Source organism: Pedobacter nutrimenti (genome assembly GCF_032678445.1).
In the GTDB taxonomy this organism is placed as follows: Bacteria; Bacteroidota; Bacteroidia; order Sphingobacteriales; family Sphingobacteriaceae; genus Pedobacter; species Pedobacter nutrimenti_A.
In genome coordinates this window covers 108,966-130,279 of the sequence record NZ_JAVTSQ010000010.1, presented here as the reverse complement: position 1 = coordinate 130,279, position 21,314 = coordinate 108,966, and the positions used below count along the sequence as shown (strand labels likewise).

Here is a 21,314-nt window from a genome sequence, read left to right as displayed (position 1 = left end):
CCATTAAAAAGAAGTATTTACAGCTAACTTTTATTAATCAAAACCCTTACCTGTTTTATCCATTCAGTATCTTTGTTTAAAAGAATATCTGGAGTAATACCTATTTCTTCGTAAGGTAAACAATTCCCACTATCAGTCATGTCGGATGGATAAAATTTATATTTCTTACCAGGTAAATCTACTGTTGTACCATAATTACTCCCATAGGTTATGGTACCGTTACTTGTTTCACCCAGTATAATTACATTTTTAAATTTCTTCAGCTCCAAGGTAACTTGCTAAGCATTGCTAACGGTTTCCCTGTTAATGAGTACATATAATTTAAGATATGGTTTATGTCTAAAAAACAACGATCAGTAATGTTTGGGCAACCAAATCTATGTATACAATTAAGATATAAAATCAGCTTAAATGTTACAAAAACATCCTTTTATTCACCACAACTCAACTCTCCCCCTCCCCAGTCTGCACTCAAGAAAATATGTTTTACTGACTCGAGCCTCAGAATCTGTGAGATTCAGCGATCAGAAAACATATTTCAACTGTTAAACCAATTCAGGATTAAAAAATAACGATGCCCGGTTTTAACCGGATTATAAAACGACAAAACCTATGTAAAACAGCTCCAAGCTGTAGACAGGCTTCGACTTGGTTCGTCGCTTCTCCGCCGCTTCTGCGCCGTAACTTAGGTAAACAGGTACTTTTACCGAACAATCGGCGCTAAAAGGCCGGATCATCGAACAACCAACATCGAAAAAGGTATAAACCATGTCGCAAGCGGCTTTATCAACCGGAGGTAATTAATGTTGCAATAACTACTACCCAACCCAGTTTACACTCAGGAAAATATGTTTTTCTCCAAAGCTAAATAGCCTTTTTAACCAAATTTATCAAAGATAATCCGCATAATACGTAATTTCGAATATCAACCTACTGCTAAAATGAAAAAAGACCTCTTTACTATTGTCCACTCAGAGTTCGGCACAGAAGAATTCCAGATAAAAGACGCCAAATACAATGTATACAAAGCTGAAGATGACATCTGGGAATTAACCCTAAGTTTCGAGACCAGCGCAGCCATTAAAAGGGCCGATAAATTGCAGGAGGTCATCAATGCAAAACCAAATTTTGAAGCCACAGCAATCCTCCCCTCCGATGATCTTGAATTACGTAAAGGCAGGATTATTTATCAGGAAGAAGGCTACGATGAACAGCGCGAAGAGATATTGTCCAATATCTATTATTTTGAACATGAGAGTGTAGAAGAATTGCGCATTGAAATCATAGATATAAAAGAAAACGAAATCCTGATCAACCTCACCGCTAAAGGAATAGTTAACGGCTCCAATGGAAACCAGCCCGATGCTGATTTCATATTAAAAGAAGTAAGCTTCAAACACGACAAAAATTTGTTCCGGAATGTAATGTGAGCAGACACCAGAACCACCGGCACCTGCAAAAAACCAAGAACTATTTTACAGGAAGCAAGTCTCTGTTATACAAGTCAGCACGAACATACTGAAACCGGTCAATAGAAAGGTGCGGGATTTGAGTCGCCTTAACGTCAGTTAAATAGATTTAAATTACAGAAACTTCAGGAAGTTCCTACCGAAAGCTGTTTATTAGCCAATTGCAAAAACCCTTTCTTCACCCTCCCCGGTCTGCACCCAGGAAAATATGATTTCATGATCAAGCCTCAGAACCTGTAAGGTTCAGCGCGATCAGAAAACATATTTTCACCCCCCCCCTCAAGATCCCAATAAAAGCCTGTTCAATCTCCAGCACAGAAAATATCTAAAAACAAAAAAGCTCCTAGTTTTCACTAGAAGCTTTTCGCAGTACCCTGGAAGGGATTCGAACCCCTGACCCACGGTTTAGAAAACCGTTGCTCTATCCAACTGAGCTACCAAGGCATTTCCTTTTTCTTGGAGCGCCAAAGATAGGATTAAAGCCTTAAAACAGCAAATCTATTTAACAAATTCTTTATAAGGAATTGATAATAAGGCTAAAATTCTATACTTAATTTCTTCCCAGGATGCGCATCCGCATAAGAAAGGATCAAATGGAGGATGTAATCGTTAGAAGGAAGCTGTTTTAACGCAGATTTAACCTCGCTCATATCCTTTACATCAGTATACTGTGAAATATACCCCATTCCATAAAACTGCCCCTTCTCTACCCAAAGGCAACTTTGCTCATCTTCTGTCCTCCCCTGATCAATCACTGCAAAAGAAGGCAGCATCTGGTGAAGTTCCTGGATCGCATACTTCACCCTTACATTATAGGCCGCAGCAGATTCTTTACCTACACAGGCTCCACTGCATTTACCATCTTCATGCCCAACACAGCCAATTCGGTTCTTCTGTATAAAACATAGCCGCTCACAAAGCAAATGCTCCTTAATCAGCATCCGCAACAAACTATGCCCTTCAGAAAGACTATTGAAATTATATAAAGAAGGTCCTTGTTTTTTAAACTTATCAATACCCAAACGTATGTACCCATTCTGATCTATAAAAGAAAACAGGGAATATTTCTGTTCAAAGCGTTTCATCGCCCGGTTATTTTCAGGCCAGAGCCTTTTAATTTCGACCGCTTCAAGGATAAAAGCCATCAGCTCTGTGCCGCAAACTTCAAACTCTACATGATGGATATTCTTTAGAAAATCCTGACGCTGAGGCCCCAGGTTATTTCCGGTAAAATGCGAGCAAACACGCTTTTTGAGGTTCTTGGCTTTACCAATATAAATCACATTGCCCTTCTGGTCTTTAAAATAATAAACTCCAGGGTTTTGAGGGAGCGCATCAACAGCAGCTTTGGGCAGGTTAGGCGGCAAGGCCTGTTCTTTAGAACCCTTATTTAAAGCTTGTTTAATATGTCCTTCCTGATCGGCCTCCAGCAACATTCCCAACAGAATTGCTGTTGCCTCTGCATCCCCTCCTGCACGGTGCCGGTCATTTAAAGTAATACCGAGCGAGTTGCACAATTTCCCAAGGCTATAAGAAGGAAAGCCCGGAAACACCTTTCTGCTCATTCTAACCGTACACAATTTTTTGCATTGCAAATTGTAGCCCGCCACTTCCAGTTGGTGGCGTACAAAAGAAAAGTCAAAATTAACATTGTGTGCAACAAAGATTTTATCGTGCAGCAAATTGTAAATCCGTTCTGCAACCTCTTCAAATTTCGGCGCAGAAGCCACCATCTCGTCGCTTATACCCGTTAAAGATTCAATATAAGCAGGAATAGAATGCTCAGGATTGATCAAGGTATCAAAACGTTCTGTTACGCTAGTCCCATCATGGATTTGTATGGAGATCTCTGTGATCCCATTTCCTGATGCATAGCCTCCGGTAGTTTCTATATCGACAACAGCAAATTGCATGAGAATTAAATTTGCGGTAAATGTACTAATTTATTTAGCATCTCTTTGCTCTAATTTTTAGCAGATGTTTCGATTTTAATAGGATTAGACAGAATTTTGTGAATTGGACATTTGTCTGCAATTTGCATTAACCTGGCTTTTTCTTCTTCTGAAAGCTGTCCGGTAAATTCTATAGTCCGTGTAATGGTCGTGCTTTTATCCATTTGATCTTCGCTGCAAATGGCCAGATCTATTTTAATGGTATCGAGCTTGTACAGTTTTCTGTCTGCATACATCCGTATGGTGATCGCTGTACAGCTGCCCAGGCTGGCCAATAACAAGGCTGCAGGCGGCATACCTTCGTCTGTACCACCTATAGCCTCTGGTTCATCTGAATAGATAAAATGACCTCCTGAATATACTTTGGTTTTATAATGCGATCTGTCCAGTTCTGTAACCGCAGTGATTTGTGTATTACTCATGTAACTATTTCTTCTCAGCTCTTTTACGCTGCCGTTCTTCAGCCTGTTTTACTTCATCTTTTTCCGAGAGTGGAAAATCTGTTTCTGGAGATTCCTCTTTAGAATGTCCGGTTTTTTTAGGTTTCGCCGCTGCAGCTTTTGCTAAATCTTTATCCTCATCATGACCTGGTTTATTCTGATTGGTTTTCATAACAACACTCTTTATATATCTTATGAAACAGTGCAGAACCAGATCAGTTTCAATTATATTAATCTTTCTTTAAGCTTGCTTTATAGAAGGAGGAGATATAGGTCTCCGCACGTGGCTCCGTGATGACTTGAAGGTAGGAATGGCCCGCTGTTGGATTAACCAGGCTGTAATGAACAACTGCTTCTCCTTTTGCAGAAAAATCAATCCTGTTGATCATGATCTGATAGCCAGAATTCGGCTTGGTACCTCTGGAAATCGTGATCCGGTTCACATCAGGATTTACTGCTGTAGAAACCATCGTCACTTCTTCTCTTACTGATGTGTCTTCTTTTTCTTTGTGGGCACGAACAAATTCAGCCGCTTTCTGTACCATTTTTACAGCTTCTGACTCTGTAATGAAAGCCTTGGGCCTGAAATTTCCTTTCTCCAGGGCAAGCACATTAAATTTGATCAGGTTTTGAACTGCAGCAGATCCTTTAGAAAAAGCGGCCTCGTCTTTGATCACAATAAACATCATATTAACGGGATAATTTCCGGTAGCCTGGATGGCCTCATTTAGATTTGTGGCAAATTGTTCCCGGGTCATTGGATTCTCCAGTTTAACTTTACGGTCCAGTTTGATCCCATTATTTGCAGCAATAATTAGTGACTTTGCATAGACTGCCTTATTGTTGGCATAGACGAAATAATCTGTGGCCTTTGGCTCTTTAACAAAGCGAATGGCATCTATATTCAAGCCCAATCCTTTCACGATCAGATCCACACCATGGCCAAAATTAACTTTAGTTGCGGCGACTTTTTGATGATAAGCTACAGGTGCTCCTTTTACCGGAACTGCCTGACCTTGAAAAGTAAAGAAAAGAAAAGGTATGGTAAGCGTAGTATATAAATTCATAGGAAATGTATTTAACTCTACTACGAATGTAACAATTTTAATAGAAACTGCTACAAGCTCCCATTTAATTTAGTTCATTTTCAGCTTCTTTTCGATGTCGCTAACATAGGTTCTGAATTTCTTATCTGTCTGGATCAGGTCTTCAACAGTCTGACAAGCATAGATAACTGTAGAGTGGTCTCTACCTCCAAAAAATGCGCCAATGGTTTTCAAAGAAGACCTGGTCATAGACTTGGATAAATACATGGAGATCTGGCGGGCCTGAACCACTTCTCTTTTACGGGTAGAAGCTTTCAGCAAATCCATTGGCACTTCAAAATACTCACAAACTTTCTTTTGGATCACCTCCATAGAAATTTCTTTGCTGGTGTTCTTTATAAAGTTCTTCAGCATGGATTTAGCCAGATGAAGATCAATTTCTTTCTTATTGAGTGTAGATTGTGCCAGCAAAGAAACCATTGCACCTTCCAGTTCCCTTACATTGTTATTGATGTTGTTGGCCACATATTCTATCACTTCTTCTGGCAGCTCTATACCATCAACATACATTTTCTTTTTCAGGATCTCAATTCTGGTTTGCAGACCTGGCAACTGCAGATCAGCTGAAAGTCCCCATTTGAACCTGCTCAGCAAACGTTCTTCCAGCCCAGATAAGTCTTTTGGTGCCTTATCTGAGGTGATGATGATTTGCTTACCCGACTGGTGAAGGTGGTTAAAAATATGGAAGAAGATATCCTGCGTTTTTTCTTTCCCGGCAAAATTATGTACGTCATCCATAATGATCACATCCATGGCCTGGTAAAAATTCACAAAATCATTAATGGTGTTGTTCTTTAAAGATTCAACAAATTGCTGGCAGAATTTCTCACAGGAAACATAGATCACCAGTTTATCTGGTAAAGTTTGACGGATCTGGTTGCCTATGGCCTGGGCAAGATGCGTTTTTCCCATTCCCGAAGGACCATAGATCATTAAAGGGTTAAAAGAAGTTGCTCCTGGTTTAGCGGCTACTGCATGTCCGGCCGAGCGGGCCAGTCTGTTACAGTCTCCTTCTACATAATTCTCAAAAGTATATTGCGGGTTCAGTTGCGGATCAACCTGGATCTTTTTTAAACCAGGAATGATAAAAGGGTTTTTAATGTCCCTGTTGATGTTTACCGGAACAGGCATACTTTGTTTTTTATTTTCAGAGCCATTACCGCTTGAAGGCATTTTAGTGGTATAAGGTAAGCCACCATTGGAAGACTGATCCACTACGATATTGTATTCCAGTCTGCCTTCATCTCCCATTTGCAATTTCACCGTTCTGCGCAGTAAGCTTACATAATGCTCTTCCAGCCACTCATAAAAGAACAAACTAGGCACTTGTATAGTCAGGACCTTCTCCTCCAGTTTAAGCGGAACAATAGGCTCGAACCAGGTTTTGAAGCTCTGGGCCGGGATATTATCCTTAATAATTTGGAGACAGTCATTCCATACCTGTGTACAAGTGTTATGCATATTTATTCTTTAATTTTTTTGATTTAGTCCTTATGAGACGCTAGGTCTGCCCCGTTGTTTGGGGATGCGAAGATCATAAATTTTACTAACATTGACTAGTAAAATCTTGTCTTTTTTTTAATTGATTCATTTGCAAAAACATATAAGCACTAAAAAAAAATTATTGTGAATAAGTTTCAAGTATGTTAATTTTTACTAAGAAATGTTAAGATTAACTAACAAGGCAAAAAAAAGGCAATCCAAAAGGATTGCCTTAAATAACTTATGGTACTGGACTTCAGCCCAGAAACAGCCTTAGAACTCTATATGCCCTCTTATGGCAAATACATTGACTGGTCCTCTGTCTTTATTGTAAGCTGGATGATTGACAAACTGGTAATCTGCCGTAAGCCAGAAAGTCTTGGTCAGTTTTGCATTGTAATAAGTCTCCAGGATCATTTCTTTCCCGTAATTGAGTTTGCCGTCTCCAATAATAAATCCATAACCTCCATCTGCAATAAAAGTGCGGTGCCCACTGGAAAGTCCGTTAACCACTGCGGCCAGACCAAAAACATCATTAGCTCTTTTCCATCTGGCTCCTTTGAGAGACAAGCCCAGACTGGCCGTCCGGTCAATTTCAGTAAATGCCCAGGTCACATCTTTACCATCATTCCATCCTGCACGTGCAAAAATCCCCAGGTCGTCGGTCAGTTCCTGGTCACCACTAAAACCAATTCCGTATTTACGTCCGCCGTAAGTGGTGCCCTCTGCCTGTCCTGAAATGACATCCAGAATCTGAGTATTGTTGTCTGCCAGGGCTTGTATACCTTGTGCATAAGAAGGAGATTTGGAATAGGTATTGGTGAACAGTAAACGAAGGGAACCGGGCCTTTTGAAAAGGTTCTTCCTTTCAATTTCCAAAGTCTCTGAATGTGCTTTATCTAATTTATATTCTAATTTAGGTGCATTTGCAATGCGGGGAACTGCCACGCTGGACAAACGAAATACCCAATCTGCCTTTACCAGTTCCACCACCAGCCCCATAGTATAACCCCGGGTATTTGCAGGATAATCCCAGGCACCGTTACCCATCAGTGACCAATTGAGAAACTGGCTTCTTGGATCATGACTGTATTTATTATCATCATAAAAGTCACTTGCTGCAAATTTACCGGCTGTAATAGTAATCCGATCTTTAGGAACCATTCCGCCCACTTGGTTTACATCATCAGCCACATACTCGTATCCGGTATTGCCCAACGCAAACTGCTGTTGGAAATAAGCCCGGGCAATAAAGATCGCGGGCGCCGCATTCCCTACCCGGTAAGTTTCTCCATTCAAAGCACCTGCCACACCAACTGCAGAACTCAATCCTCTTCCTCCGGAGATCTCCGGATTAAAATAAACAGCTGCGCCTTTCCATAATTTTCTTCCAAGAAACATGGTCGAAGTTGCACTGGTAGCTGCAATTTCAGCAGTATCAGCCAAACTGTTCCGGCCTTTGTAAGGTGCCTTAAAGGCGGAATGGTATTGCGAAATGGCCGTAAACTGAAAGTGATAACTCCAGTTGCTTTGCTTTACCGTATCTGCCTGCTGCGCCCAGGCCATTTGTGCAGATAGCACCAGTATACCTATAGTAGAAATTTTCTTCATATTCATCTTGTTTTGTACGTATTCAAACGGGACGCAAAGGTAAAATAGCCCAAATCGGGAAACGATTAGAAAGATATTAGAAAAAAATTAGAATTTCATTAGAAGGATATGAATCCCTTTATACGACCGTATTACAGATGTGGAATCTCTATGGTAAAAACAGTTCCCCTACCTGGCTCGGTCTGCACAGAAATACTCCCTTTGTGTAGTAAAACAATCTTTTTAGTCAGGGAAAGCCCTATTCCATTGCCGTTTGCTACTTTTTGATTGAGCCCACGATAAAAGGCATTAAAAATATGGGGAAGGTCTTCTGCATTAATACCAATCCCATGATCAGAAAAATTAAGCACTACATTCTTTTCCTGATAGGAAATTGCCACTACACATTGGCGGTCTGCAGAAAACTTACAGGCATTTTCAATCAGGTTCACAAAAGCGGTTTGTAGTAAGTAGGCATTTCCGTTTACAGAAATCAGGTCATCATCATCAAATTCTTTTTCAAAAAGAATGTCAATATCATAATCCGGATTCGTTTTTTGCAGCTGCAGCTGTGCATCTAGTAAGAGCTCATCCAGGCGTACTTCTTTAAAATGAATCTCTGAAGAGTCGTAACTGGCTTTAGCAAAATCCAGCAAACTGTTAGACAAACGCGCCAGTTTCCTGGCGTCTGAAAGTGCCTGACTGATGGCCACTTTATAGGCTTCCAGGCTTCTTTCCTTATTTTGGGAAAGTTCAAGTTCGGTAATAATAGCGGATAAAGGTGTACGTAGTTCATGAGAGATGTTGGCTACAAAACTCTTCTGTGCATCAAAGGAATCTTCGAGCCGGTCCAGCATCTCATTGAAGGTATTGGACAGTTCGGCCAACTCATCCTTACTGTGCTGTGGATCCAGGCGCAGGTCCAGGTTGGTTGCAGAAATCCGGTTTACTTTCCTGGTGATCTCGGTAACAGGAGAAAAAGCTTTCTTCACAAAAAAGCGCCCGGCAAAATAAATCACAAGCACAGAGATCAAAAATACAATACAGATATTGGTCCGCAGGCTGGCCAGTTTATTATATCCATACTGATCAAAACCAGCTGCTGTGATGACATAGTTGGTGTTCTTAAAGCGATATGAAATGCCCACTACCTGCCAGTCCGACTGATAAAAATGAATTTCCCGCTGCTTCACAATATCATCGATCATTTTCCGGGTTTCCTTTACAAAATCGATGTCTGCGGCATCATGATACAACAGCTGGAAAGAAGTGGTATAAATAGCCACTTCTACCTCGTTCAGAATTTTTCGGTTATTGCGATAAATGGTGTGCAGGGTCTTTGCGTCTACATTTGCATCTAAAAAAAGATTGGCCTTGGTTACCGCTTCCTTGGTGAGCAGGTTATAATACTCTCTTTCTCTGCTTTTTTTTGCCGAGATATAAATATAAGAGGCGAACACCAGCAAAATAGCAGCCGTAATCAGTGTAAACAATATCGTTAGCCAAACCCTTATCTTCATACTCGGTTTATATTTGCTATTCTTCTTTTAAAATAAATCCCATTCCAGATTTGGTATGGATCAGTTTCTCAGAGAACTCTTTATCTACCTTTTTCCTTAGGTAATTGATATAGACGTCAATAAAGTTGGTGCCTGTATCAAAATGTGTTTCCCATACATTTTCTGCAATCTCCACTCTCGAAAGTACCTTCCCCTGATTCTGCATCATATATTCCAGCAATTTAAACTCCTTTGGCGTCAGAGAGATCTCTACCTGACTCCTTTTCACCGTTTTGGTGTACAGGTTCATTTCCAGATCTGCCAGTTTCAGGATAAAGCCATCCGTACGTTCATTAACCCGGTTCCTCTTCATCAGTGACCGGATTCGCACCAGCAATTCTCGCATTTCAAAAGGCTTGACCAGGTAATCGTCTGCTCCGGCGTCAAAACCTTCTACTTTATCATCTGTGGTTCCCAAAGCGGTTAGCATAATAATAGGCACATCCGGATTGACCTGCCTGATCTGCTTGCAAAGATCCAGACCGCTGATACCCGGTAAAATAATGTCCGTGATGATCAGGCTATAGGCATTATTTAGGGCACGTCTTTTCCCCTCCAGACCATCTGAAGCCAGTTCAATTTCAAAGCCTGCTTCTTCCAGCCCTCTCTTGATCAGTTCGGCAATCCTGTAATCATCTTCAATCAGCAAAAAACGCGACATAGTATCCTATTAATCTGTAAAACGTGTAGACCCGGTAAAAATATCAATTATATTATTAAATTTGTTATGACCTTGTATTGACAAATGAACTACTCTACCCTCTCTGACCAGGAATTACTGAACCTCTTTAAAGGAAGTGATGAATCTGCCTTTAAGGAGATCTACCTGCGTTACTGGAAAGAGGTTTACAAAGTTGCTTTTAAAAAAATACATGACCGGGAGCTGGCCGAAGAACTTACTCAAAACCTTTTTGTTGACCTTTGGAAACGCCGGGAAACGGCAGTGATCCAGTCCTTGAGTGCTTATCTTTTTGGTGCCCTTAAATATGCGATCATTAACTACTTCAAATCATTGATCGTCCAGGAAAATTATCACCTCCATCTTCAAACTACAGAGCAACCCTATGCCAGCAACAGCGCTGACCACCTGGCTTTGTTAAATGACCTTTCAGAAGCCATCAACAAAGGCATTGCCCTGCTTCCCAAAAAAACTGGTGAAGTTTTTAAACTCAGCCGCATCCACAACTATTCTGTCAAAGACATATCCAGACAATTGAACATTTCTGAAAAGGCCGTAGAATACCACATTACCCAAAGTCTGAAAACCATGAGGTTTCATTTAAAAGAATACTTTGTTCTGGCTCTTATTCTTGGCTTGTTGTTTTAATTTAAGATATTTTATTTTTTTTTTAGGGATAGGCCCCGCTCAGCTTACATATAGTTAAAAGCCATTGTAATGAGCAGAGCGTCATTCCATCAATTGTTAGAAAAATACCAGCAAGGCAACTGCAGCCCCGAGGAACAGCGCCTTGTGGAACAATGGTATGAAATGCTGGATGCAGAAGAAATTCCTGATCATCCTGATGAATTCAATAACCTGGAACAAAAACTCTGGGACAAGATCAAGGGCGACATTCAGGAAAAACCGCCAGTTCAGAAATTCCGCAAAAACTACGTCTTCCATTTTCTCCAACCTGCGTTTACTATAGCTGCCGCTTTTGGAGCTGTACTTTTGATCAGCACAGCGTTTTACTTTTATCAGGATTACACAAAACCATCTAAACAGCTATTCTCTAAGGTCAAATCTCTGCTCATCAAAGCGAACAGTACTGAAACAGATTTAAAGATAGACCTGGAGGATGGCAGTACTATATTTTTAGGGCCACATTCCAATGTCCAGTACCCTGAACATTTTTCGGCAGCAGTCCGCGAGGTAGAGCTTACAGGAAATGCCTTCTTTCAGGTGAGTAAAAATCCTTCGAGGCCTTTCCTGGTCTACAATAAAAACACGATAACCCGGGTAGTGGGTACCAGCTTTACGATAAGAACCAATGCCAGCAACAATGAAACTGAGGTTACTGTAAAGACAGGGAAAGTCATTGTAACTGCGAAAGAGGAAAAAAGGGCCTTCAGTTTAAGAAAACTATTCCAAACCACCCCGGAAGTTGTACTGGTACCGAACCAGAAAACTATATTTCTGCCCGATGCCGGGCACTTTACCACTACTCTGGCTGATAATCCAATACCTGTTCAGGTAAAAGACCAGCCAAAAAATGCAGATTATAAATTTAATGAAACCCCGGTAAGTGAGGTCCTCAGCCAGCTGGAGACGACTTACGGTATAAAAATCTTTATTCAAGACGAAGCATTGAAGAACAACACCTTTACCGGAAATCTGTCAGAACAGAACCTGTACAATAAGATTGATTTCCTTTGCCAGTCTATCAATGCCAGTTACCAGCTATCCGGAACCACGATAGTCATCAAATCAAGAAACAAGATCAACTAACAAAACTAAAAACAAACAGCCTATGCCTAAAAACAGAACTCTCTAACCAAATCATTCGAATAAAAAAAAGCTGACAACGTTGGGGGACGATGCCAGCTAACAATTCTGTACGAAAAATTTCACATTAACGAACAAAACTTCTAAAGGTATGAAAAAAAAGCGATTTGTTGCTTTAATAACAACAGCGATGAGGATATCTATTACACAAATTTTTCTTGGGATTTTATTTACCTGCGGAACATTCGCCAAGGATGTTGGCGCGCAGGAAGTACTCAACAAGGAGATTTCTATAAATATCAGCCAGGGAAATATCAAACAACTGCTCAATAAGATCCAGGCAGAAATCAATGTCAATTTTGTATATAGTGCATCGATGATCAAGGCAGATCGTCAAACCTCGGTAAATGCAGTAAAAAGACGGCTGGGCGATGTACTGGACGAAACCCTGGTGCCCTTGAAAATCTTTTACAGGGTAGTAGACAATACCATCCTGCTCTATGATAAGGAGCATATGGACAAAGCAAACTGGCCAGAATTAACCGAACTGGAACAGAATGGCCTTAAAGGTAAAGTGAGTACAATTAAAGGTGAACCTATACCCGGCGTCAGTGTCAAAGTAAAAGGAACTGCTACTGGGGCCATGACAGATGTGAACGGAAACTACAGCATCAGTATTCCATCGGCTGAGGCCATACTGGTCTTTACCTATATTGGTTACGTCACTAAAGAAGTAGCGGTGCATGGTCAGAAGACTTTAAATGTACAATTGGAGGAATCTGCGCAGGCACTGGGAGAAGTGGTGGTTGTGGGGTATTCCACACAGCGGAAGAAAGATTTAACAGGTGCGGTTTCGGTGGTCAACGTTTCAGACATGATCAAACAGCCTACCTCTTCGGTAAACAACCTGCTCCAGGGACAAGCCTCGGGAGTAACGGTACTGGGATCAGGCCAGCCGGGAGATGAACCTCAGGTGAGGATAAGGGGGATCAATACTTTTGGCAACAACAACCCCTTATATGTGGTAGATGGTGTACCTACGCAAAACATTTCAGACCTGAACCCTAATGATGTTGAAAATCTACAGGTACTGAAAGATGCAGGTTCGGCTTCTATTTATGGTTCCAGGGCTTCCAATGGGGTCATTGTGATCACCACAAAAAAAGGAAAGAATGGCGTGCAGGTAAACTATGATGCTTACTATGGTACCCAGCGTCCTAAAAAAGGAAATGTATGGCACATTTTAAATCCGCAGGAAATGGCTACCCTCCTGCAAACGGCAAAACAAAATTCAAACGATACGACGGTCAATGAAGTTTATGGAAAAAATTATCCTTACACGGTACCAGACTACATTTACCCATTTCAGGCTAAACCCGGTGATCCTTCTGTTGATCCCTCTAAATATTATGTAAAGCCTTTTTTCACCAGTCAGGATGAATACAATTCTTTTTACCGCATCAATCCGGCCAATAAAACGGGCACCAACTGGAACAATGAGATCTTTCAGCCAGCGCCTATCCACAGCCAGAACTTATCTGTAAGCAATGGTTCTGAACAGGGAAGCTATCTCTTTTCGGCCAATTATTTTGACCAGAAAGGAACCCTGCTGGAAACTTATCTGAAAAGATATACGGTAAGGGCCAATACGCAGTATAATATTAGTAAACACTTCAGGATTGGGGAAAATCTCTCCTACTCTATTACCAATAACCCAAAAATTGGTGGGCTTAGCGGAGACAATGCGATAGGACATGCCTTCCGCGAACAGCCAATCATTCCGGTTTACGACATTATGGGTAATTTTGCTGGTGGTTACGGTGGCCAGCTTGGTGATGCTTTTAACCCGGTAGCCATGCTCCGGAGAAACGACAACAACCGCTCTTCAGACAACAGGCTTTTCGGAAATGTATTTGCTGAAGTTGACCTATTTAATGATTTTACCCTAAGAACAAGTTTAGGGGGCGAATCTTACTCAGGAATATCCAGAACATTTACTTATCCTCAATATGAGAATGCGGAAAATAACACCACCAATAGCTATGCAGAGGTATCTTATTCCGGATTGAATTACACCTGGACCAATACGCTGGCCTACAACAAAGTATTTGACAAGCATACCTTAAAAGTACTGGTCGGAACGGAATATTATAAAAACCGGTACAACAATATGAGTGGCAGCAACAAAGGCTATTTCTCCTTTGACCCTGATTACACCACACTCTCTACCGGAAGCGGACCAAAAGACGCCAATAGTTACCGCGAAGCGGATGCGCTGTTTTCTCTCATTGGCCGGGCAGACTATACCTTTAATGACAAATACCTCCTGGGTGCAACCATCCGCAGGGACGGTTCCTCTAAATTTCTCCAGAATGTATATGGCTGGTTTCCTTCGGTAAGTGCGGGATGGAGACTTTCAAAAGAAAGCTTTCTCAATGATGTGAAATGGCTGACCGACCTGAAAATCAGGGGTGGCTGGGGTATCATGGGGAATCAGCTGAATGTGTCGGGAGGCAACTCTTATACCACTTTCGGCAGCTCTATAGGCCAGTCTTATTATGCGTTGGGTGGCGGTAATAACCTGGTTTCCGGCTTTTACCAGGACCAGACCGGTAATCCTGGCGCTAAATGGGAAAAAGACATCAACTCCAATATTGGTTTTGACGCGACCCTTTGGGCAGGTGAACTGGAAATCTCTGCCGACTATTACCGCAAAGACATTAAGGATCTGCTGTACAACCCTGAGGTAATTGCTACAGGCGGAAGTTCTGCAAAACCTCCTTTCATCAATATTGCTCAAATGAAAAACACTGGTTTTGATATTGCAGTAACCGGCCATAAAAACATCACAAGCGACCTTAAATTAAATGTAACCGCAACACTGACTACGTATAAGAACACCATCATTAAGATCTCAGACGGCGCTAAATACTACGATATTGATGGCAGGCGCTTTGATGGCAGCAGCATCATCAGAAATGCAGTAGGTCATTCCGTTAGCCAGTTCTTTGGCTACAAGATAGACGGTTTCTGGAACTCTCAGGCTGAAATTGATGCGGCAAATCTGGCTGCACAGAAGGCGACTAAAAATCCCGAAGCGGTATATCAAACAGATATGGGTGTGGGCCGTTTTAAATATGCAGATGTTAGCGGAGATGGTTATGTAACACCTGATGACCGGACTTTTCTTGGTAATGCGAATCCGGATTTCAGTTACGGCTTAAATATCGGTGCTACTTACAAGAATTTTGATTTCAGCGCTTTCTTTTACGGTACCCAGGGAAATTCCATCTGGAACCAGGTCAGGTGGTGGACAGATTTTATGCCTTCTTTTAACGGCGCCAAAAGCTATACGGCCTTATATGACTCCTGGACACCAGGCAACCATAACGCCCGCGCACCTATTCAGGAAACGACGCAGTCTTTTAGTACCAACAGTGTACCCAACTCCTATTTTGTGGAGAATGGTTCTTATTTACGGTTAAAAAATGTACAGATTGGCTATACTTTTCCAACGGGTATGCTGCAAAAGGTAGGCATCAAAAAACTGAGGGTCTATGCCTCGGGTGCCAACCTGTTCACCATTACCAAATACTCTGGGGTTGATCCGGAGATTGGTACCTCCAGCGAAAATGACTCCAAATCTGGCGCGCAAACTGCCTATGGTATAGACGATGGCTCCTACCCAAGCCAGCGTACCTTTTTACTAGGTGTTAATTTACATTTTTAATCATTAACGGTTTAGACAAAATGAAAAGATTAAGCTATATACTCTTCCCAATCCTGTTGCTGACCGGATCCTTCTGGTCTTGTAAAAAAGCATTGGAACAACCACCCCTGGGTTCTTTATCAGAAACCATCATAGCAAATAAAAATGGGGTAAACGGACTCCTGATTGGTGCTTATGCAGGCTTATACGGCATGCAAGGCAAAGACCAGGGTTTTGGCGGTACAGATGCATGGCAAGCCTCACCAAGCAACTGGGTATTTGGAGCCATTGCCGGCGGGGATGCCTCCAAAGGTAGTGATGGCAGTGATCAGCCTGCTATTGACCCAATCGCCAACTTCTATTCAGACGGCACCAATGCCTTTTATAATGGCAAATGGAAAGCGCTATACGAAGGAGTTTTCAGAACCAACAATGTATTGAAATTTCTGGGCCGTGCTACGGATATCCAGGCTGCAGACCATAGCAATATTGAAGGACAGGCTCGTTTTCTGCGTGCACATTTTTATTTTGAACTTAAAAAAATGTGGAACATGGTGCCTTATACCGACGAGACTACTACAGATTTCAACCAGCCCAACAATACCGACATCTGGCCAAAAATTGAGGCAGACCTGAAGTTCGCCTATGAAAACCTTCCGGGAACACAATCTGAAATAGGCCGGGCCAATAAATGGGCCGCAGGCACCTATCTGGCCAAGGCCTATCTTTATCAGCATAAGTTTGCACAAGCCAAGGCTATTTTTGATGTGGTGATTCCACAAGGCACCACCACCAGTGGAAAAAAATATGCCTTAAATGAAGCATTCGCAGATAATTTTACACCAAGTAAAGAAGACAACCCTGAAGTGGTTTTCGCTATACAAATGGCTGCAAATGCCGATCCAAATGGTCCTTCTAAAGGAAACAATGGAGACATGCTCAATTTCCCATACGGAGAGAGTCCATTTGGATGTTGTGGTTTCTTCCAGCCTTCTATAGACCTGGTGAACCATTTCCGCACCAATGAAACCACTGGATTGCCTTATCTGACCGATTACAACAGCCATCCGATCAAAAACGACATGAACATCAGCGGTGATCAGAATTTTGATCCGGATCAGGGCACTATTGACCCGCGCCTGGACTGGACCGCCGGAAGACGCGGTGTTCCTTACCTGGACTGGGGCAATTACCCTGGCAAACCCTGGATCAGAAGCCAGTTGTATGGTGGTCCTTACGGCCCTAAAAAGAACATTTTCTGGCAGGCTACCCAGGCCACTGATGGTGATTTTAGTACCTGGGCACCGGGTTCTTCCATCAATTACCTGGTGATCCGCTTTGCAGATGTTCTGCTGATGGCAGCAGAATGTGAGGCACAGGTGGGCAGCCCGGACAAGGCGCAGGAATATGTCAATTTGGTCAGAGCAAGAGCTGCAAGTCCAAAAAGCTGGGTTTACAAATATATTGATGACGACAATCCTTTAAAAGGCTTTTCGGATGAACCCGCAGCCAATTATAAAGTAGGTGCTTATCCTGCCGGAGATTTTGCTTCCAAAGGCAAAAACTATGCACTAAGTGCCATCTATTACGAGCGTAAAATAGAGCTGGCTATGGAAGGTCACCGCTTTTTTGATTTGGTGAGATGGGGCATAGCAGATCAGGAATTAAATGCTTACTTTAGTTTCCAGGGAAAATTGACACAAGATGTGAGCAGAGGCAAATTTAATGCAGCAAGGAACAGCTATTACCCTATTCCTCAGCGGCAGATTGACCTCAGTCAGGCAGGAGGTGCTCCAGTTTTAAAACAAAACCCAGGCTACAATTAATTACCAGGATTTAAATCAAAAACATTACATGAACCCATCTCCACAACGATTTCTTTCCCTGGATGTATTCCGGGGAATGACCGTTTGCTTTATGATCATTGTCAACACTCCAGGACGGGGCGCTACCCCATTTGGTATCCTGGAACATGCCAGCTGGCATGGTTTTACTCCTACCGACCTGGTCTTCCCTTCCTTTTTGTTTGCGGTTGGAAATGCCATGAGTTTTACCATGAGGAAATTTGCCGAAATGCAGACGAGCGACGTACTGCTCAAAGTATTTAAACGAACCTGTATTATTTTCCTCCTGGGTTTTCTGCTCTATTGGTTCCCTTTTTTCAGTTATGATAAAGCAGGGCATATGGTTTTCTCTCCTTTCAGCCACACCCGTATCCTGGGTGTGCTGCAGAGAATAGCGCTATGTTACTGCATCGCCTCCTTGATGGTTCATTTTCTGTCTACCCGTACGGTGATCATCACCAGTGTGGTCATGCTCTTGGGTTACTGGATCGTGCTGCTGGTTTACGGAGATCCTTCAGATCCCTTCAGTATGTTGGGCAATGCCGGGCAATACCTGGATACAGCGGTTCTGGGAGAACATCACCTGTATCATGGAGAAGGTGTGGCCTTTGATCCGGAAGGCATATTAAGTACAATTCCTTCCTGTGTCAACGTGATTATCGGTTACCTGACCGGGGTTTTTATACAAAAGAAAGGTAAAGGATATGAAACCATAGCAAAACTCCTGTTAACCGGGGCTTTGTTGGTACTGGTAGCTATATGCTGGAATGCGGTATTTCCAATCAACAAAAAACTATGGACCAGCTCTTTTGTACTGGTCACCTGCGGCCTTGATCTGATCCTGATTGGTGCATTGATCTATATTATAGAGGTCCTGTCCTGGGATAAATGGACAAAGTTCTTTACCGTTTTCGGTAAGAACCCTCTGTTCATTTACCTGGTTTCAGAAGTATTGCTGACCGTTATAGACCTTATTTTTCCGAAATTGCATTTCTATAAATGGATCAACGAATCCTTTTTCCAGGTCATTGCACCAGGACCGGTAGGTTCTCTCTTCTTTGCCCTCTGTTTTATGCTGATTTGCTGGCTGGTGGGTTACATTTTAGATAAACGTAAAATATATGTAAGGGTTTAAACCCGGAATTAAACAGAATTTACTTCTTTAACATTAAGGGTTATGAAACATCTTTTAATAACAGTTTTGCTGTTAAATACCTTTCTTATGTCCTTTACCCAGACGTTGAAACAGCTCAATCCTGCTGATGTTCAATTGAAATGGGAATTGCTGAGTAATAAATACAAGAACACGGGGCTGGCCCTTTCCAGCCTGACACTGATCAACGAAGGAAAAGAAAGCCTTCCGGCAAATGGATGGAGCATTTATTTCAATTCCGGGAGATTAATCGTAGCGGATACAGATACCGCTGCCATTCAGATCCAACAGGTCAATGGTGACCTGTTTCGTCTGACCCCCAAAGCAGGTAATCTTCCTGTAGGCCCCGGTAGCAGTAAAAAGATCCAGATACTGGCAGAAGAAGCCAAAAACATCTCTGATTTTCCCACTGGGTTTTACCTGGTCTGGGACAGGCAACCGGAAAAAGGCTATTCCTTTAAAAAGTTTACGGCTACCTCTCTCCTCAACAGAGATCAGGAGGAGGCCGTTCTTGCTGCCAAAATATATCATCAGAATCAGTTGATCAAGCCACTTACAGACGAAGAAATCCCGGCGATATTTCCCAGCCCTGCGAATTATCAGCCACAAACCGGAACGTTTGAGTTCAGTGCTCAGGTTAAACTATCTGCAGATGCAGATTTCCTGCGGGAAGCACAGTTATTTGCAGAAGAGCTTTCCAGGCTTTTCGGGAAGACTGTTCCGCTAAATCAAAACAATACCAGGCCGGCCATCATATTTAAAAAAGAAAAGGGCCTTGGCACAGAAGACTATAAATTGAGCATCAGCCCACAGCAGATCTTGATTCATGCTTCAGATCCTGCCGGTGCATTTTATGCCATCCAGTCTTTGAAAACCATGTTACCGCCGGATTTATGGTTTGGTCATTTAAAATCCGCAAAAATTCCCTGTGCTGAGGTGCAGGATGCCCCACGTTTTAAATTTCGTGGATTTATGCTTGAAGTAGCCCGGAATTTTCAGTCTAAAGCAGAGGTACTGAAGGTACTCGATGCCATGGCTTTGTATAAGCTCAATGTACTTCACTTCCATTTAAACGATGATGAAGGTTGGCGGCTGGAAATACCTGCCTTGCCTGAACTTACTGAAGTGGGTTCTCAGCGGGGACATACGGTTGACGATAAGAAAAACATCCTGCCCTCTTATGGTTCAGGTCCTTTTACCGGTGCAAATTCTGGTAGCGGTTTCTATACAAAAGCCGATTTCATAGAAATTCTGAAATATGCCGCCCTGCGGCATATCCGGGTAATTCCGGAGATTGAAACACCTGGCCATGCGCGTGCAGCCATCAAATCTATGGATGCCAGATACGACAAGCTGATGAAACTGGGACAACAGGCTGCAGCCGAAGAATACCTGCTGCGCGACAGGAATGACCAGTCAGTTTACCGCTCCGTACAAGGCTGGAATGACAATGTGCTCAATCCTGCCCTTCCATCTGTTTATCATTTTATAGAAAAAGTAGTGGACGAGATCGGATCGATGTATAAAGAGGCTGGTTTAAACCTGAGCACCGTCCACTTTGGGGGTGATGAAGTTCCCGCTGGCGTATGGACCCGATCGCCTGCGGTAGCCGATTTGATTAAACAGGATTCTACGGTAAAAGGACCAGATGATCTTTGGTATTATTATTTTACTAAAGTAAACGCCTTGCTCAAAGCCCGCGGACTTTATCTCACGGGCTGGGAGGAGATCGGATTGAGAAAAACGTTGCTGGACGGGCGTCATAAGATGATCCTCAACAGCACGTTTGTAAACGACAACTTCCATACCGAGGTTTGGAACAATGTGGATGGCAATGAAGATTTGCCTTATAAGCTGGCTAATGCAGGCTACAAGGTTACGCTGACTTGTGTAACGCATCTCTATTTTGATTTGGCAGCGAATACAGATTTTGAGGAACCCGGGCAGTACTGGGGCGGTTATGTGGATACAGATAAACCCTTTTATTTCATTCCCTATGATGATTACAAGTCTTCGAGGGAGGACGTGAACGGACATCCGGTTAACCCGGCTATTTTTACGGCTAAAGAACGCTTAACGGATTTTGGAAAAGCGAACATTATTGGCATACAGGCGCCACTTTGGAGTGAAACGATAAAAAGTCCGGAAAGATTGGAATATATGCTGCTCCCTAAACTTCTGGGGCTTGCAGAGCGGGCCTGGGCGAAGGATCCTTCCTGGGCAATAGAAAAGGATACGCTTAAAAGCAAACAATTGTACCAGGGGGCCTGGTCGGCTTTTGTTCATGTACTGGGCAAACGTGAACTTCCACGTCTGAGTGCTTACAATGGTGGATATTTATACCGGATACCGACGCCTGGAGTAGTAAAAGAAAATGGTTATGCCATGGCGAATACGTCCTACCCTGGACTGCTCATACGTTATACCACTAATGGTACTGAACCGAACGCATCCAGCCCTGTTTATCAGCAGCCGGTGTCGCTTAAAGGTGTTCTGAAATTTGCACTATTTAATGCTTCGGGAAGGCGGGGTCGTTCTGTTGCGGTGAAATCATTATAGAAAGA

General features: G+C 42.5%; 16 protein-coding genes and 1 tRNA gene. 7 read left to right on the top strand and 10 right to left on the bottom strand.

Annotation, left to right across the window (positions count from 1 at the left end; translation table 11 throughout):
* Positions 1-23 precede the first annotated feature (23 nt).
* Positions 24-269 carry a hypothetical protein gene (locus R2S08_RS18915; protein WP_316836594.1) on the bottom strand — a complete coding sequence of 82 codons (246 nt, stop codon included), beginning with the start codon at positions 267-269 and terminating at the stop codon, positions 24-26.
* 672 nt (positions 270-941) lie between these two features.
* On the opposite strand from R2S08_RS18915, the gene R2S08_RS18910 reads away from it, so the two are divergent.
* On the top strand, positions 942-1,430 hold the full coding sequence (locus R2S08_RS18910) for a hypothetical protein (protein ID WP_316836593.1): 489 nt from the start codon (positions 942-944) through the stop codon (positions 1,428-1,430).
* A 409-nt stretch (positions 1,431-1,839) separates the two neighbouring features.
* Here R2S08_RS18910 and R2S08_RS18905 read toward each other — a convergent pair.
* From R2S08_RS18905 to R2S08_RS18865, 9 genes are all read right to left on the bottom strand, one after another.
* Positions 1,840-1,913 (bottom strand) — tRNA-Arg (locus R2S08_RS18905).
* A 92-nt stretch (positions 1,914-2,005) separates the two neighbouring features.
* Positions 2,006-3,382: an exonuclease domain-containing protein gene (locus tag R2S08_RS18900; protein WP_316836592.1), complete on the bottom strand. Its 1,377-nt coding sequence runs from the start codon at positions 3,380-3,382 to the stop codon at positions 2,006-2,008.
* A 50-nt stretch (positions 3,383-3,432) separates the two neighbouring features.
* Positions 3,433-3,843: an OsmC family protein gene (locus R2S08_RS18895; RefSeq protein ID WP_316836591.1), complete on the bottom strand. Its 411-nt coding sequence runs from the start codon at positions 3,841-3,843 to the stop codon at positions 3,433-3,435.
* Between the two features lie 4 nt (positions 3,844-3,847).
* Complete coding sequence (locus tag R2S08_RS18890; protein ID WP_316836590.1) at positions 3,848-4,033, bottom strand: hypothetical protein; 186 nt, start codon at positions 4,031-4,033, stop codon at positions 3,848-3,850.
* Positions 4,034-4,091: 58 nt separating this feature from the next.
* Entirely contained in the window at positions 4,092-4,928 is an 837-nt protein-coding gene (locus R2S08_RS18885) for a protease complex subunit PrcB family protein (RefSeq protein ID WP_316836589.1), read from the bottom strand.
* A gap of 69 nt (positions 4,929-4,997) precedes the next feature.
* Positions 4,998-6,428 (bottom strand): chromosomal replication initiator protein DnaA, encoded by a 1,431-nt coding sequence (dnaA, locus tag R2S08_RS18880; RefSeq protein WP_316836588.1) that lies wholly within the window; start codon positions 6,426-6,428, stop codon positions 4,998-5,000.
* Positions 6,429-6,722: 294 nt separating this feature from the next.
* Positions 6,723-8,060 carry a carbohydrate porin gene (locus tag R2S08_RS18875; protein WP_316836587.1) on the bottom strand — a complete coding sequence of 446 codons (1,338 nt, stop codon included), beginning with the start codon at positions 8,058-8,060 and terminating at the stop codon, positions 6,723-6,725.
* A gap of 131 nt (positions 8,061-8,191) precedes the next feature.
* Positions 8,192-9,559 (bottom strand): ATP-binding protein, encoded by a 1,368-nt coding sequence (locus R2S08_RS18870; protein WP_316836586.1) that lies wholly within the window; start codon positions 9,557-9,559, stop codon positions 8,192-8,194.
* Between the two features lie 16 nt (positions 9,560-9,575).
* Positions 9,576-10,259, bottom strand: coding sequence for a response regulator transcription factor (locus tag R2S08_RS18865; protein ID WP_316836585.1), 684 nt, complete (start codon positions 10,257-10,259; stop codon positions 9,576-9,578).
* Positions 10,260-10,343: 84 nt separating this feature from the next.
* Here R2S08_RS18865 and R2S08_RS18860 point away from each other — a divergent pair, with 84 nt between their 5' ends.
* From R2S08_RS18860 to R2S08_RS18835, 6 genes are all read left to right on the top strand, one after another.
* The gene (locus R2S08_RS18860; protein WP_316836584.1) at positions 10,344-10,925 is read left to right on the top strand and encodes an RNA polymerase sigma factor; all 582 of its coding nucleotides are present in this window, start codon (positions 10,344-10,346) and stop codon (positions 10,923-10,925) included.
* Positions 10,926-10,994: 69 nt separating this feature from the next.
* Positions 10,995-12,047, top strand: coding sequence for a FecR family protein (locus tag R2S08_RS18855; protein WP_316836583.1), 1,053 nt, complete (start codon positions 10,995-10,997; stop codon positions 12,045-12,047).
* Between the two features lie 148 nt (positions 12,048-12,195).
* Positions 12,196-15,774 carry a TonB-dependent receptor gene (locus R2S08_RS18850; RefSeq protein ID WP_316836582.1) on the top strand — a complete coding sequence of 1,193 codons (3,579 nt, stop codon included), beginning with the start codon at positions 12,196-12,198 and terminating at the stop codon, positions 15,772-15,774.
* Between the two features lie 20 nt (positions 15,775-15,794).
* Positions 15,795-17,579 (top strand): RagB/SusD family nutrient uptake outer membrane protein, encoded by a 1,785-nt coding sequence (locus R2S08_RS18845; protein WP_316836581.1) that lies wholly within the window; start codon positions 15,795-15,797, stop codon positions 17,577-17,579.
* Between the two features lie 28 nt (positions 17,580-17,607).
* Positions 17,608-18,732 (top strand): acyltransferase family protein, encoded by a 1,125-nt coding sequence (locus R2S08_RS18840; protein WP_316836580.1) that lies wholly within the window; start codon positions 17,608-17,610, stop codon positions 18,730-18,732.
* Between the two features lie 42 nt (positions 18,733-18,774).
* Complete coding sequence (locus tag R2S08_RS18835; protein ID WP_316836579.1) at positions 18,775-21,309, top strand: family 20 glycosylhydrolase; 2,535 nt, start codon at positions 18,775-18,777, stop codon at positions 21,307-21,309.
* Positions 21,310-21,314 lie beyond the last annotated feature (5 nt).

Coding starts and splice junctions, on each gene's coding strand:
- R2S08_RS18875 (WP_316836587.1), bottom strand. CDS start 8,060: ATGAAGAAAATTTCTACTATAGGTATACTGGTGCTATCTGCACAAATG.
- R2S08_RS18840 (WP_316836580.1), top strand. CDS start 17,608: ATGAACCCATCTCCACAACGATTTCTTTCCCTGGATGTATTCCGGGGA.
- R2S08_RS18860 (WP_316836584.1), top strand. CDS start 10,344: ATGAACTACTCTACCCTCTCTGACCAGGAATTACTGAACCTCTTTAAA.
- dnaA (WP_316836588.1), bottom strand. CDS start 6,428: ATGCATAACACTTGTACACAGGTATGGAATGACTGTCTCCAAATTATT.
- R2S08_RS18890 (WP_316836590.1), bottom strand. CDS start 4,033: ATGAAAACCAATCAGAATAAACCAGGTCATGATGAGGATAAAGATTTA.
- R2S08_RS18845 (WP_316836581.1), top strand. CDS start 15,795: ATGAAAAGATTAAGCTATATACTCTTCCCAATCCTGTTGCTGACCGGA.
- R2S08_RS18910 (WP_316836593.1), top strand. CDS start 942: ATGAAAAAAGACCTCTTTACTATTGTCCACTCAGAGTTCGGCACAGAA.
- R2S08_RS18895 (WP_316836591.1), bottom strand. CDS start 3,843: ATGAGTAATACACAAATCACTGCGGTTACAGAACTGGACAGATCGCAT.
- R2S08_RS18865 (WP_316836585.1), bottom strand. CDS start 10,259: ATGTCGCGTTTTTTGCTGATTGAAGATGATTACAGGATTGCCGAACTG.
- R2S08_RS18870 (WP_316836586.1), bottom strand. CDS start 9,559: ATGAAGATAAGGGTTTGGCTAACGATATTGTTTACACTGATTACGGCT.
- R2S08_RS18835 (WP_316836579.1), top strand. CDS start 18,775: ATGAAACATCTTTTAATAACAGTTTTGCTGTTAAATACCTTTCTTATG.
- R2S08_RS18850 (WP_316836582.1), top strand. CDS start 12,196: ATGAAAAAAAAGCGATTTGTTGCTTTAATAACAACAGCGATGAGGATA.
- R2S08_RS18900 (WP_316836592.1), bottom strand. CDS start 3,382: ATGCAATTTGCTGTTGTCGATATAGAAACTACCGGAGGCTATGCATCA.
- R2S08_RS18885 (WP_316836589.1), bottom strand. CDS start 4,928: ATGAATTTATATACTACGCTTACCATACCTTTTCTTTTCTTTACTTTT.
- R2S08_RS18855 (WP_316836583.1), top strand. CDS start 10,995: ATGAGCAGAGCGTCATTCCATCAATTGTTAGAAAAATACCAGCAAGGC.